The organism is Brevibacterium pigmentatum, from assembly GCF_011617465.1.
GTDB classification, from domain to species: domain Bacteria; phylum Actinomycetota; class Actinomycetes; order Actinomycetales; family Brevibacteriaceae; genus Brevibacterium; species Brevibacterium pigmentatum.
Map to the genome: position 1 here is coordinate 493,460 of NZ_CP050153.1, position 12,608 is coordinate 506,067.

Genomic DNA, 12,608 nt, shown 5'->3' on the forward strand with positions numbered 1-12,608 from the left:
GAATCAGCGGCCTCGCTCGCCCTGCTGACGTCTCAGTCCGGCGGCTCCACTGAGTCGTCCTCCTCTTCCTTCGTGTCACCACCGCTGATATCCCGGTCTTTGTCTGGGGAGGAAGACCCTTCCGCTTTGGCCTGGGCTTCCTCGGGATCCCGATCGATCGGAACATCGTGCTCAGCAGCGATGCGCTCGAGCCTCTCTTCGGGAGTTTGGGAACTGCCTTCGGCGTCGGTCTCCGCGCCGACTCCGACAGCAGTGCTCTCGATGTCCTGCTCGTCTTCGGTCTGCTCTTCTGCTGAGTTCTCCGGCAGGTTCTTCTTCTCGTCACTCATGACTTCGGCTCCTTTCGGAGTTGAACACGCTCACCGCGTTCGACGGAGGAATGGGGATCACCAGATGTGCCTCAGTGATCCGTGGTCTCGACGGTAGACCCATCGTGGCATGCGGGCAAGGGGGTTCAAACCGACGGTCAGGGACCTGTGCAAGGTGAGTGCCCTGAGATACAGTGAAATCACTCTGTGGAGAGGCGCTGAGCGGCCTGTCCCACGGCAACCCCCAAGATTGGGACGAGGATCAAAGATGGTCGGGCCCGACGAGAAATCGGTCAGACAGCGAGCATTCACCGGCGGCCTGCCTGCCGACCGCTTCATCGATTCGACCCTGGCAGACATCCACGCACGGTACGGCGGACTCGACGACGGTGAGGTCGCCGACTACATCCCGATCCTCGCCGAGGCGGATCCCCGATGGTTCGGACTCAGCCTCATCGAATCGGCCGGGACCGTGCACGAGGCCGGAGACGTCGATATCGAGTTCTCCATCCAATCCATCTCCAAGGCCTTCGTCTTCGCGCTCGTCTGTCAGGCCCGCAGCTCCGAACTCGTCCACGAACGCGTCGGCGTCAACAACACGGGACTCGCCTTCAACTCGGTGATGGCGATCGAACTCAACGACGGCAAACCGTTGAACTCGATGGTCAACGCCGGCGCCATCGCCACGACCGCACTCATGCCCGGGGCCACCTCGGCGGAGAAATGGGAGAACATCCGCTCCGGGCTCTCCCGTTTCGCCGGGCGGCCGCTTCGCCTCGACGGCCGGGTGTACGAATCGGAGATGAAGACGAATCAGCGCAACAAGGCCTTGGCTCGTCTGCTCGAGAGCTATGGGCGGATCATCACGGATCCGCTCGACACCGTCGACATCTACACCCGGCAGTGCTCGCTGCTGGTCACCGCGCATGACCTCGCGGTGATGGGTGCGACCCTGGCCGACGGAGGAATCAATCCGCTGACCGGTCGGCAGGTCGTCTCCGCCGAGGTGGCCCGTGACACGCTCGCGCTGCTCGCCTCGTGTGGAATGTACGAAAACAGCGGCGAATGGCTCTTCGAGATCGGACTGCCTGCCAAGTCCGGGGTGTCCGGGGGCATCGTCGCCATCGCGCCAGGCAAGGGAGCGCTGGGCACTTTTTCGCCGAGGTTGGACTCCGCGGGCAACAGTGTGCGCGGACAGCGCGCGTGCTTTCACATCTCCCGGGTGCTGGGCATGAATCTCTTCGCATCGAACGCGGCCGTCGAACGCCCACGGAAAGGACAATGATGAGCGCCGAAACCACACCGCACGACATCGCCGAGGAGCGCAGATCCTGGGCACCGATGATCGGGCTCTTCCTCGCCCAGGTGCTCATGTCGTTCAACGTCGCCGCCCTGCCGATCTCGCTCGGCGGAATGGTCGAGGACTTCGGTGTTCCGCCCACGGTCGCCTCGTCGACGATCGTCGTCTACGGCCTTGCCGTGGCCGCGCTCGTGATGACCGGCGCGAAGCTGGGACAGCGGATCGGGTGGGTGCTCATCTTCCGCGTCGTCCTCGTCGTCTTCGCGGCATCCTCGCTGCTGATGATCTTCTCCCGGACGGTCACCTGGGTCATCACCGGTCAACTGCTCGCCGGGGCCGCCGCCGCGATCATCGTGCCGGCCCTGGTCGCGCTCATCGCGGAGAACTACCGGGGTGCGCAGCAGGCCGCGGCGGTCGGTTCGCTCGGTTCGGCGCGTGCTTTCTCCGGGATGAGTGCCTTCCTCATCGGCGGCACTCTCGGCACGTTCGTCGGATGGCGGCCGATCTTCTTCATCACCCTGGGACTGGCCGTCATCGTCTTCGCACTGACGTTCACGCTGAAGTCGGACAAGGGGGACGCTGCGATCCGGATCGACCTCGTCGCTTCGGCGCTCATCGGTGCTGCGGTCGTGCTGCTGACGTTGGGGTTCAACAACCTCAACGGGTGGGGGATCATCCGCGCCGAGGATGGGGCACCTATCTCGATCGCGGGGCTGTCACCGGCGCCAGTGTTCATCGTCGTCGGCGTGGTCCTCGGGCAGCTGTTCTTCGTCTGGACGAAGAGGCGGAAGGCGGCGGGGAAGGTTCCGCTCGTCGACATCAGCGTGCTCGGTCGTCCGAGTGAGCGGGCAGCGGTCTATGCGATGTTCGTCATCGTCGCCATGGAGGCGGCGGTGAACTTCACCGTGCCCACTTACATTCAGGTCGTCCAGGGGCGCACCCCTTTCGATACCTCGTTGGCGATGCTGCCGTTCAACCTCACGGTCTTCGTCACCGCGACTCTCATCGTCCGCTTCTACAAGCGGTTCTCACCAAGGACCATTGCCCTGTTCTCCTTCGGGCTGACGACGGCGGCACTCGTCTGGCTGGCCTTCGTTGTGACGAACAACTGGGAGACTCTGCCGACGATCCTCGGCCTCATCGTCTTCGGCATCGGTCAGGGTGCGCTCGTGACCTTGGTCTTCAACGTCCTCGTCACTGCCGCGCCGAAGCATCTGGCCGGTGATGTCGGTTCGATCCGCGGTACCGCGCAGAATCTCGCCTCGGCGGTCGGTACGGCGGTGATGGGAGCGCTGCTGGTCACGGTGCTCTCGGCCGGTCTGGCCTCTGCCGCCGACGATCATCCCGATCTGCCGCCGGAACTCGTCGAGCAGGTCGACCTCGACAATGCGAACTTCGTGAGCAACGACGAACTGCGCGACGTCCTCGAGGGGACGACGGCGACACCGGACCAGGTCGAGCATGCCGTCGAGCTCAACTCCCAGCAGCGACTGCGCACGCTCAAGCTCGGCTTCCTCATCCTCGCCGGCATCAGCCTGATCGCGGCAGTGCCGGCTTCCCGGCTGCCGAAGTACCGACCCGATGAGATCCCCGACCCCGCCGAGGCTGACTAGGCCAGGCGAGTCAGCTTGATAACTTTATCAACGGCCTGAATCTAGCGGCTGAAAACGGCAGGGGAGAGGATCACTTCACCCAAGGCTCTTCGCCGGTCTCGGAGACGATCGGCTTGCCATTGTCGATGTTCCAAGAGCCCATGCCGCCGACGACATCAAAGGCGTCGAAGCCATTCTGATTGAGCCAGGCCACGGCTCGGTTCGAGCGTCCGCCGGTGCGGCAGATGACGTACATATCGTCATCGAGAGGAAGATCGTCCAGGCGGGTGGGCAGCTCGCCCAGCGGTACATGGATCGCGCCTTCGATATGGCCGGCCTCCCATTCGTCATCCTCGCGGACGTCGATGATGGCGGCCCCTTCGGGGATGTCGTTGACGGTGACGGTCGTTTCTTCATCCATGTCTTCAGTGTAGGCACGCACGTCGGGTGCTCGCACACGGCTGACTTGAACGCGCCGGTGATCGTGTGGGCGCCCGTGCCTGCATCCGTGTGCGCAGGTTGAACGCCTCCGTCGTTTCAGGCGTTCACCCAGTTCCAAGGGGGCTGTTGCCGACCGGAGAGCCGTGTGAGAATGACCGTGTAGTCGTTGACGCGCCAGCCGACCACGGCCCGCCAGAACGAGCCACGGCCCGCGCCAGCGACTGCAGTGCCAGGAACCGTCTGCGAAGGGAAATGGTCATGAACAACAGAGACAAGAGTGACGAGTCGCCGGCCGAGGAGAAGGCCCGTGACGTCGCAGCAAAACTGGACGAGACCGCAGAACCGCTGGCCGGGACTTCGGACATGGAATCTCACGCCGAAGTCGGATACACCGAGCAGAACGTTGAGGAACGCGCCCAAAGGGCCGCGGACGAAGAAGGTGTGACGCTGCATCGCAATCCCGACGGCTCGCACACGGCGATCGACGAATCGAAGGCCGCCGAAGCGACTCCGAGCTCGGGAACCGAGAACTCCGGAGCCACTGACGCCTCCCTCGCCCCGGGCATGGGCGCCTCGGTCGGCACCACGTCCGAGCCCGGTGACATCTACAGCGCGCCGGGGATGGGCAACGCGGTCGGCAGCACGACGGAAGGCGGCGTCGCGAGCACGGAAACAGCAGTCTTCGCCACCGACGACACGGAAGCCGGCCAGGTATCCGCCGCGGGTGATGGGCAGAGGCCCGCAGGAGAGGCGGCGACAGACGCGCTCGACCGGGCCGACGTCGTCAAGATCCTGCGCGGCGGTGATTCTGTCATGCTCGCGACCGCGCTCGCCGATGGCAAGATCCTCGCCCACCCCATGGCACCCCAGCAGGTCACCGAGGAGGCCGACGTCTGGTTCTTCCTCGCCCTCGACGGTGACCAAGCGAAGGCGCTGCAGACGAACCCCGAGGTCAATATCAGCCTCGCGGAGGCGGGAAACTGGCTGTCGGTGGCCGGGCGCGTGAAGTTCGTCGACGACAAGGCCAAGGTCGATGAACTGTGGTCGGATTCCGCCACGGCGTGGTTCGATGACCGCCGTGACCCGAACCTGGGACTCATCAAGGTCGTCACCCACTCCGCACAGCACTGGGGGCTGCCCGGTGGCAAGGCATCGGGCCTGTTCCGCATGGTCAGGTCCAAGCTCACCGGAGACCGCCCGTCCGGCGGCACACAGACCACGGAACTCTGAGCCGTGAGAGGCCAGGGGGCTCGGCACGACTGCTCTGCTGCCCGTGCCGGGCGCCCCACCTCACCGCGAGCCGCCTCGGCGAGGCATAGCATGGAGACATGAGCAAGCGGATCGTCATCATCGGTGCGGGACTGGCCGGCACGACTACGGCGCGGGAGCTGAACGCGCGCGGTCAGGCCGTCACCGTCATCGACCCCCAGGCCGGCGAAACGTGTGAGCGGCCGCCGCTGTCGAAGCATCTTTTCGACGGATCCCGCCACCACCTGCCCTACCACCTCGAATCGACCGAGCACATCACCTTCGTTCGTGACCGGGCAGAAGAGATCACCCTCGCCGAGGCGGCCGCGGAGTCCCGCTACACCGCCGAGACCCAGCGACACCCCCATCCGCTTGAGAACCATCACGCCACCGCGGGCGCCATCCATCTGGCGTCGGGGGAGTCCATCGACTTCACCCACTGCATCCTCGCCACCGGGATGGAGGCGAACCGCCCCGAAGTCCCCGCCTACCCGGACGCCCTGCCGGTCTATGACCTCGGCGACGCCGAATGGATCCTCGAACGTGTGAACAACGCGACCGAGGCCCTCGACGTCGGGGTGCTGGGCTCCGGTTATCTCGGAATGGAGGTGGCTTCCTCGGCGGTGGCGGCCGGACACCAAGCCACGGTCTACCTGCGCGGGGGCGAGCCCCTGCGCAAGCAGCTCTCTGCTCCGGTGCGGCAGGCGCTGTTCGACAAACACAAGGCCGCCGGAGTCGAATTCGTCACCCACACCGCGAGCCCGGACGACATCCCGGCCGATGTTCACGACCTATTCATCACCAGCGTCGGCGCTCGCCCCAGGCTGATCCCGATCGACGGCCACCGCCCCGCTCATGCATGGGATGTGGATGAGAGTTTGGCAACATCCCATCCGGGTGTCTTCGCCGCCGGCGACTGTGCCATCGTCATCGCCGGACCCTATGCGCTCGACCATCCATGGGCCTGTGAACCGGTGGCTGAAAGTCACGGAAAGTTCCTCGCCGAGCTCCTCGGCGAGGGGGCGGGAGAGCCGTCGAACAAAGGCGAGAGCGACTCCGAATCCGCTTCAGGCAGTGGGCCGGAAGGGGGTCCGAAAGTCTGGTCGGACGTCCCCTGGCACTGGAGCTTCCAAGGCCCGGAGAAGGTGTTCACGGCGGGTCTGACGAGCCCTGACGCTGACGACACGCTCATCCGACACGACCCCAGCGGGTCGAAGTTCCAGGTCTTCCACTTCGATGGGCCTGACCTGGAGTCGAGGCTCGTCGGTGTCGAGACGTTCAACTGGCCGCCGATGCAGGCGGCAGCTCGACGGGTACTCGGCGGTAGCAATATTCCGACGCGGGCCCAAATCGCCGACCCAGACTTCGACTTCAAGGCTCACAGCCGACTGTGAGTCTGCGCTAGTCTCATCCCGTAGACTCTTTCTGTTCTATCCCCAGTCGCCGACGAGAGAATTTTCTGTTCATGGATATGGCCAGGCTTGCTGCCGAGCACGGACTCGAGAGAGTGGGTGGACGGCCGTCTCTGCCCCAGTACGTCAAACAGCTTCTCAACCGAAGCGACTTCACTTACACGCTTGCGAAGTACCGGATGCAGTCCGAGAACGAGCGCAACCGCCTCGGCATGGCCTGGGTGCTGCTGCGTCCGTCGTTCTCGGCACTGATCTACGGCACGGTCTTCGGCTTCATCATGCAGGGCGCGACTGCTCGCCCGCCGGACTTCGCTCCATTCGTCGTCATCGGCGTCTTCATCCTCGAGTTCTTCAACAGCTCGATGAATGGCGGTGCGAAGTCGATCATCTCGAACGCGTCGCTCGTGCAGTCTCTGCCGTTCCCGCGCATAGTTCTGCCGATTGCCAAGGTGTTCCAGAACCTGCTCGACTTCATTCCCACGCTCATATTCATGGCGCTCATCGTCATCATCTTCGGTGCCAGGCCTGATTGGGACTGGTTCCTCTTCATCCCGCTGGTGTTCCTGTTCTGGGTCTTCAACCAGGGTGTGGCGTTCATCTTCGCCCGCGCAACGGTCCACTTCCGGGACCTGTCGCAGGTCACCCCGTTCATCTCCCGCATGATCTTCTACACCTCGGGTGTCTTCTTCGACCTCAAGGTCATGGTAGAAAAGATCAATCCCGCTCTCCAGCCCTTCGCCGATTGGCAGCCCATCAACAACGTGCTGTCCATCGCCCGCGGCATCCTCATGAAGGACGGGGTCGTTCCCTACGACTACTTCTGGCACCTGGCCATCTGGGCATTCGGCATCTTCATCATCGGCTTCGTGTTCTTCTGGCAGGCCGAGGAAAGGTTTGGTCGTGATGAGTGACGATAATTCGTTCGACACCGGCAGCCTCCCCGAGGTGACCAAGAACAATCCACCCGTCGTCGTCTGCGACAACGTCCACGTCCGCTACAAGACCCTGGCCACGGGCAAGAAGCTCAAGCTCGGCAGTAAGAACGTGATGGGGCGGAAGCGTGAGCTGCGAGAAGTCCACGCCCTCAAGGGCATCAGCTTCGTCGCACACAAGAACGAATCCATCGGCATCATCGGCAGCAACGGCTCCGGCAAGTCGACGCTCATGCGGTCGATCACCGGGCTGACCCCGACCTCCGAGGGCGCGATCTATGCGACGTCACGGCCGAACCTCCTCGGTGTCGGTGCCGCACTGATTCCGGATCTCTCCGGTGCTCGCAACATCGTTCTCGGTTCTCTGGCCCTGGGGCTCACCCGTGACGAGGTCGACGAGAAGTTCGACGACATCGTCGAGTTCACCGGGCTCGAGGACTTCATCGACCTGCCGATGCGCACGTACTCCTCGGGTATGTCCCAGCGTCTGAAGTTCGCGATTGCGACCTCGGTGCAGCACGAGATCCTCATCGTCGACGAGGCGCTCAACGTCGGTGACAAGAAGTTCCGTGACCGTTCCGAAGGCCGTATCCGTGCCATCCGTGAGAACGCCGGTACCGTCTTCCTCGTCTCGCACTCGATGCGCACGATCAAGGACACGTGCAATCGTGCGCTGTGGATCGAGAAGGGCGAGCTGCTCGCCGACGGCCCGGCGCTCGAAGTCATTCGCCAGTACCAGGCCTTCACCAGGGCCGAGAAGGCGAAGGAAGTCGAGGAAGAGCCGGGCTGAGGCAACGCACCCCCTAGCCGAGTCACAGGTGTCTCGGTACATTCGGCGGCATGGACAACAGTTCACGTGAGCCGATCGAGTCACGCCGCATCAGTGATCAGCCTGCGCTGCGCAGTTCGTCAGGCACCATCTGGATCGTGGCAGGTGGGATCTTCCTCGTCGTCATTGCGGGTGTGCTCGCGGCGATCATCGTCTCCGGCAATACGGCGGTGCCCACAGCGATCACTACGATCGTCATAGTGGCAGTGCTCTACCTGATTCTGCTCACTGCCCGCTTCGCCTTGCGACCAGGCAGAGTTCGCCTGTGGGTCATGGCCGGAGCAATGATCGGAATGGCTGTTGCTTCGCTCGTTGGACTCGTCCTCTGCGTGGGCGCTGCTGCGAGCGGAGCCTGAATCCGCTCAGGCTAGTTGGGAAGTGCGCTCGAGCCCCGGCTCCATTCGCTATCCGGCAGCCTCCGCCTCGGCCAAATGCCCCTTGAGGTACTCGCCGGTCACGCTGCCTGAGGCATTCGCGACTTGCTGCGGAGTTCCCGTCGCCACGATCTGACCGCCGTCCTGGCCTCCGCCGGGGCCGAGGTCGATGATCCAGTCCGCGTTCGCGATCATGTCGAGGTCATGCTCGATGACGAGCACCGTCCCACCTTGGTCGAGCAGCTGCTGGAAGACGCGCACGAGCACACGCACATCCTCGGGGTGCAGGCCCACCGTCGGTTCGTCGAAGACGAAGAGGGTGTGCTGCTGCGACTTCCCGAGTTCGGAGGCGAGCTTGAGCCGCTGCGCCTCACCACCGGACAGTGCCGGGGTCGCCTCGTGGAGGGTGAGGTATCCGAGCCCCACATCCTGCAGCGCCCGCAGCCGGGCGTGGACCTTACGCATCTCGCCGAGGTGGGGGAGCGCCTCGGCGACGGTCATCGCCAGCAGATCCGGCAGCGACAGCGGCTGACCATCGGCATCTGAGGGGCGGCAGTATTCGTCCGCGTCAGGGCTGTAGCGTCGCCCTTCGCAGTCGGGGCAGGGGATGTCGACGTCGGGGAGGAACTGCACGTCGAGGGTGATCTCGCCGGTGCCTTCGCATTTCGGGCAGCGCAGCGAACCCGTGTTGTACGAGAAATCCCCGGCCTTGAGCCCGGCGTCCTTCGCCGATTCGAGTCGGGCATACGCACGGCGGAGGTCGTCGAGGACCCCTGAATAGGTGGCCACGGTGGAGCGGACGTTGATGCCGATCGGGGTGGCATCGACGACGTTGACCCGATCGATCCCGTCGGCGTCGAGTTCACGCACGTGAGACGGCATCGCACGTTCGTCCGCGGCAGCCTCGGCTTTGAGCGCGGGGACGAGACTGTCGAGGACAAGCGTGCTCTTGCCCGATCCGGACACTCCGGTTACGACGGTGAGCCGCTTGCGTGGGATCTCGGTCTCCAGCGTATGAACGGTGTGGATCGGTGAGGTGAGCAGCCGGATCCGACCGTGGTCGTCGATCTCGGCTTCGGGTGCGGGAGTGCGTACGAGGGCGTCGGCGCGGCCGGTGAGGTAGGGGCCGATGCGGGAGTCCGGGTGTGCGTCGAGTTCGGCGACGCTGCCTTCGGCCACGACCGAGCCGCCGTCCTTGCCGGAGCCGGGGCCGATTTCGATGAGGTGGTCGGCTTCGCGGAGGACGAGTGGATCGTGGTCGACCATGACCACGGAGTTTCCCTCCTCGAGGAGGTCGGCGATCACACCCTGCAGACCTTTGATGTTCGAGGGGTGGAGGCCGATCGAGGGTTCGTCGAGGACGTAGAGGACGCCGGTGGTCTCGTTGCGCACGGCACGGGAGAGTTGGACTCGTTGGCGCTCACCAGTCGACAGAGAGGAACCGGCCCGGTCGAGTCCGAGGTATCCGAGACCCAGGTCGAGCAGCCGGCGAGCCATGCCGAGAAGTGCGTCCACCAGCGACCGGGCCATCGGCTGCATGGGCGTGGGGAGAGTTTCGGGAACGTTCGCGGCCCAGTCGACGAGTTCGTCAAGCGTCATCGCAGTCGCATCGGCAAGCCCGAGATCGCCGATGCGCGGCGCACGGGCGGCGGGGGAGAGACGCGTGCCTTCGCAGTCAGGGCAGACCTGTTCGGAGAGAAACCGGCTGACCCGGGCGAAGCGCTTCTCGTTGTCCGCGCGTTTGAGTTCCTCGGTCACGGTCAGGCGAGCGTTGCGGAAGGTGAAGTCGAGGTCGTGCAGCCCCTTCTTCGAGGTGACCGTAATGTGCTTCTTCTCTTCGGGACCGGTGAAGACGATGTCGCGTTCCCAGTCCTCGAGGTCGCGCCAGGGCACGTCGGTGCGGACGCCGAACTCGCGGGCGATCTGCGGTTGGACGTTGAAGCCGAACATCTGCCAGGGAATGACAGTGCCGTCGTCGATCGACATGTCCGGGTCGCGGATGAGCGAGGCGTCGTCGACTTCTCTGATCGTGCCGATGCCCTCGCAGCGGGGACAGGCTCCACCGGAATTGAAGGCGAGCTCCTCGGCGCCGGGGGCCTGGACCGTCTCACCGCATTCGGGGCAGTCGAACGGCTCCTCGGCAGCGACATCGAGAGTCGGTTTCTGCCGGTGCCCGTTCGGGCAGAGGTGGGAGGCCAGCCGAGAGAACATCAGGCGAACGACGTTGAGCAGCTCGGTCGAGGTGCCGAACGTCGAGCGGACCCCGGGGACTCCGGGCCGTTGCCGCAGGGCGAGGGCGGCGGGGATGTGGCGGACGGTGTCGACGTCGGCGCGGGCGGCTTGACCCATGCGTCGACGGGTGTACGTCGACAGAGCTTCGATATAGCGGCGGGAGCCTTCGGCGTAGAGGACTCCCATGGCCAGGGAGGACTTGCCCGAACCGGAGACGCCGGCGATGGCGACGAGGGTATTCAGAGGGACGTCGACGTCGATGTTCTGCAGGTTGTGCACGCGGGCGCCGCGCACCTCGACCGCTGTGGCAGGGGCAGTGTTCCGGGCTTCGGGCAACATATCGTGATCGTAACAACCGGCGCTGACAGGACTCGTCATCTCCTGAGACCGCCTTGGCGACCGGAAATGACCGGACTACAATCGACTCGCTGACGAGAACAGGGGCATACTGGTCAGATCTGAGACTCCAATCAGGCTTGTGAATGAGCAACATCCGCCCCGGATGATGAGCAACGGTGCCTGCATCCCGTAAGCCCACGATCCACCACCGGCTCCGCCACCCAGGGCGCCCGGGCACCTACAAGAAAAGGCACACGATGACTGAGACACCCGTCGAGACCCGCGAAGAGAAGTCGCGGGCCCGCAAGGCCGTATTCGCGGCTGGACTGGGCAATGCCCTCGAATGGTACGACATCATCCTCTTCGGATTCATGGCCACCTCGATCACGGCGGTCTTCTATCCGGGCGAAGGCCTGTCCGCGCAGCTGATGACCTGGGCGACCTTCGCCATCACCTTCGTCGTCCGTCCGTTGGGCGCCATCATCATCGGCCGTTACGCCGACAAGCACGGCCGCAAGGCGGCCCTGTCGCTGACGATCGGCCTGATGACCCTCGGCGTGTTCATCATCGTCGTCCTGCCCGGCGAAGCGACCATCGGCATCTGGGCCTCGATCGGCCTCATCATCGCCCGCATCATCCAGGGCATCTCCGCCGGCGGCGAATTCGGATCCGCCACCGCCTTCCTCACTGAGAACACCAAGCGAGGCAAGGCCTACTACGCCTCCTTCCAGACCGCGACCCAGGGCATCTCGATGTTCCTCGCCGCCGGAGTCTCGTGGATCTTCAGCTCCGCACTGAGCGAAGAGGCCCTGCACTCCTGGGGCTGGCGCGTGGCCTTCGCGCTCGGCCTGCTCATCGGCCCCGTCGGCTGGTACATCCGCTCGAAGATGGACGATACGCCCGAGTTCGAAGCCGCCGAGAAGACCGACAACCCGCTGCGCGTCCTCCTCGGTGAGCACTTCGGTCGTCTCTTCTCCGCGTTCCTCATCATCGCGATGGCCACGATCTCGGTCTACCTCATCACCTTCCTGCCGCAGTTCGCTGTCGGCAACCTCGGACTCGAACCGTGGGCAGCGTTCCCCGGTGCCGTCGTCGCCGGTCTCATCACCCTCATCGGTGCTCCGTTCGCCGGCCGCCTGGCCGACCGAGTGGGCCCGACGACCGTGATGATTCCGACGACCATCGTGGGCATCATCGTCGCCTGGCCGATGTTCATCCTCCTGACCGCGAACCCTTCGATCGGCGTCCTCACCCTGTGCGAGGCGATCGTCGGCCTGTTCATGGTCTTCTACTTCGGCCCGATGCCGGCGCTGCTGTCCGAACTGTTCCCCGTCAAGGTGCGCAGCTCCGGCATGACCATCGCCTACAGCTTCGGTGTCGCGATCTTCGGCGGTTTCGCCCCGCTTATCCTCACCGCCCTGCTCGGCGCAACGGGACTGCTGACCGTGCCCGGCTTCTACTACGCGGGACTGTCGCTGCTCTCCCTCATCGGCGTGATCATGGCCCGGAAGCTCTACAGCCAGCGCTGACTTTCGCCATCACCTCACGCGGATCAACGCGAAACTCGAAAAGCACGTCACTAGCGACGTGCTTTTCGAGTT

Annotated in this window: 11 protein-coding genes; 8 read left to right on the plus strand and 3 right to left on the minus strand. The window is 64.5% G+C overall.

Annotation, left to right across the window (positions count from 1 at the left end; genetic code table 11):
* Nucleotides 1-32 precede the first annotated feature (32 nt).
* On the minus strand, nt 33-329 hold the full coding sequence (locus GUY30_RS02140; protein WP_167193719.1) for a hypothetical protein: 297 nt from the start codon (nt 327-329) through the stop codon (nt 33-35).
* 247 nt (nt 330-576) lie between these two features.
* On the opposite strand from GUY30_RS02140, the gene glsA reads away from it, so the two are divergent.
* Nucleotides 577-1,593, plus strand: coding sequence for a glutaminase A (glsA, locus tag GUY30_RS02145; protein ID WP_167193722.1), 1,017 nt, complete (start codon nt 577-579; stop codon nt 1,591-1,593).
* On the plus strand, nt 1,593-3,221 hold the full coding sequence (locus GUY30_RS02150; protein WP_228281615.1) for an MFS transporter: 1,629 nt from the start codon (nt 1,593-1,595) through the stop codon (nt 3,219-3,221). Before glsA ends, GUY30_RS02150 begins: the two co-directional genes overlap by 1 nt.
* A gap of 70 nt (nt 3,222-3,291) precedes the next feature.
* Here the strand turns inward: GUY30_RS02150 and GUY30_RS02155 are convergent, their stop codons facing one another.
* On the minus strand, nt 3,292-3,621 hold the full coding sequence (locus GUY30_RS02155) for a rhodanese-like domain-containing protein (protein WP_062239468.1): 330 nt from the start codon (nt 3,619-3,621) through the stop codon (nt 3,292-3,294).
* A gap of 278 nt (nt 3,622-3,899) precedes the next feature.
* Here GUY30_RS02155 and GUY30_RS02160 point away from each other — a divergent pair, with 278 nt between their 5' ends.
* From GUY30_RS02160 to GUY30_RS02180, 5 genes are all read left to right on the plus strand, one after another.
* The gene (locus GUY30_RS02160; RefSeq protein ID WP_228281620.1) at nt 3,900-4,871 is read left to right on the plus strand and encodes a pyridoxamine 5'-phosphate oxidase family protein; all 972 of its coding nucleotides are present in this window, start codon (nt 3,900-3,902) and stop codon (nt 4,869-4,871) included.
* A gap of 98 nt (nt 4,872-4,969) precedes the next feature.
* Entirely contained in the window at nt 4,970-6,283 is a 1,314-nt protein-coding gene (locus tag GUY30_RS02165; protein WP_167193724.1) for an FAD-dependent oxidoreductase, read from the plus strand.
* Between the two features lie 71 nt (nt 6,284-6,354).
* On the plus strand, nt 6,355-7,212 hold the full coding sequence (locus tag GUY30_RS02170) for an ABC transporter permease (protein ID WP_167193725.1): 858 nt from the start codon (nt 6,355-6,357) through the stop codon (nt 7,210-7,212).
* Entirely contained in the window at nt 7,205-8,023 is an 819-nt protein-coding gene (locus GUY30_RS02175; protein WP_167193727.1) for an ABC transporter ATP-binding protein, read from the plus strand. Before GUY30_RS02170 ends, GUY30_RS02175 begins: the two co-directional genes overlap by 8 nt.
* 50 nt (nt 8,024-8,073) lie before the next feature.
* Nucleotides 8,074-8,418: a hypothetical protein gene (locus GUY30_RS02180; RefSeq protein ID WP_167193729.1), complete on the plus strand. Its 345-nt coding sequence runs from the start codon at nt 8,074-8,076 to the stop codon at nt 8,416-8,418.
* A gap of 48 nt (nt 8,419-8,466) precedes the next feature.
* Here the strand turns inward: GUY30_RS02180 and GUY30_RS02185 are convergent, their stop codons facing one another.
* Nucleotides 8,467-11,007, minus strand: a complete 2,541-nt coding sequence (locus GUY30_RS02185; protein ID WP_167193732.1) for an excinuclease ABC subunit UvrA — start codon at nt 11,005-11,007, stop codon at nt 8,467-8,469.
* A 257-nt stretch (nt 11,008-11,264) separates the two neighbouring features.
* Here GUY30_RS02185 and GUY30_RS02190 point away from each other — a divergent pair, with 257 nt between their 5' ends.
* Nucleotides 11,265-12,536, plus strand: coding sequence for an MFS transporter (locus tag GUY30_RS02190; protein ID WP_167193734.1), 1,272 nt, complete (start codon nt 11,265-11,267; stop codon nt 12,534-12,536).
* Nucleotides 12,537-12,608 lie beyond the last annotated feature (72 nt).

What these genes read in the sequence shown, in the direction of transcription:
- GUY30_RS02140 (WP_167193719.1), bottom strand. Translation starts at nt 329, where the DNA reads ATGAGTGACGAGAAGAAGAACCTGCCGGAGAACTCAGCAGAAGAGCAG.
- glsA (WP_167193722.1), top strand. Translation starts at nt 577, where the DNA reads ATGGTCGGGCCCGACGAGAAATCGGTCAGACAGCGAGCATTCACCGGC.
- GUY30_RS02150 (WP_228281615.1), top strand. Translation starts at nt 1,593, where the DNA reads ATGAGCGCCGAAACCACACCGCACGACATCGCCGAGGAGCGCAGATCC.
- GUY30_RS02155 (WP_062239468.1), bottom strand. Translation starts at nt 3,621, where the DNA reads ATGGATGAAGAAACGACCGTCACCGTCAACGACATCCCCGAAGGGGCC.
- GUY30_RS02160 (WP_228281620.1), top strand. Translation starts at nt 3,900, where the DNA reads ATGAACAACAGAGACAAGAGTGACGAGTCGCCGGCCGAGGAGAAGGCC.
- GUY30_RS02165 (WP_167193724.1), top strand. Translation starts at nt 4,970, where the DNA reads ATGAGCAAGCGGATCGTCATCATCGGTGCGGGACTGGCCGGCACGACT.
- GUY30_RS02170 (WP_167193725.1), top strand. Translation starts at nt 6,355, where the DNA reads ATGGATATGGCCAGGCTTGCTGCCGAGCACGGACTCGAGAGAGTGGGT.
- GUY30_RS02175 (WP_167193727.1), top strand. Translation starts at nt 7,205, where the DNA reads ATGAGTGACGATAATTCGTTCGACACCGGCAGCCTCCCCGAGGTGACC.
- GUY30_RS02180 (WP_167193729.1), top strand. Translation starts at nt 8,074, where the DNA reads ATGGACAACAGTTCACGTGAGCCGATCGAGTCACGCCGCATCAGTGAT.
- GUY30_RS02185 (WP_167193732.1), bottom strand. Translation starts at nt 11,007, where the DNA reads ATGTTGCCCGAAGCCCGGAACACTGCCCCTGCCACAGCGGTCGAGGTG.
- GUY30_RS02190 (WP_167193734.1), top strand. Translation starts at nt 11,265, where the DNA reads ATGACTGAGACACCCGTCGAGACCCGCGAAGAGAAGTCGCGGGCCCGC.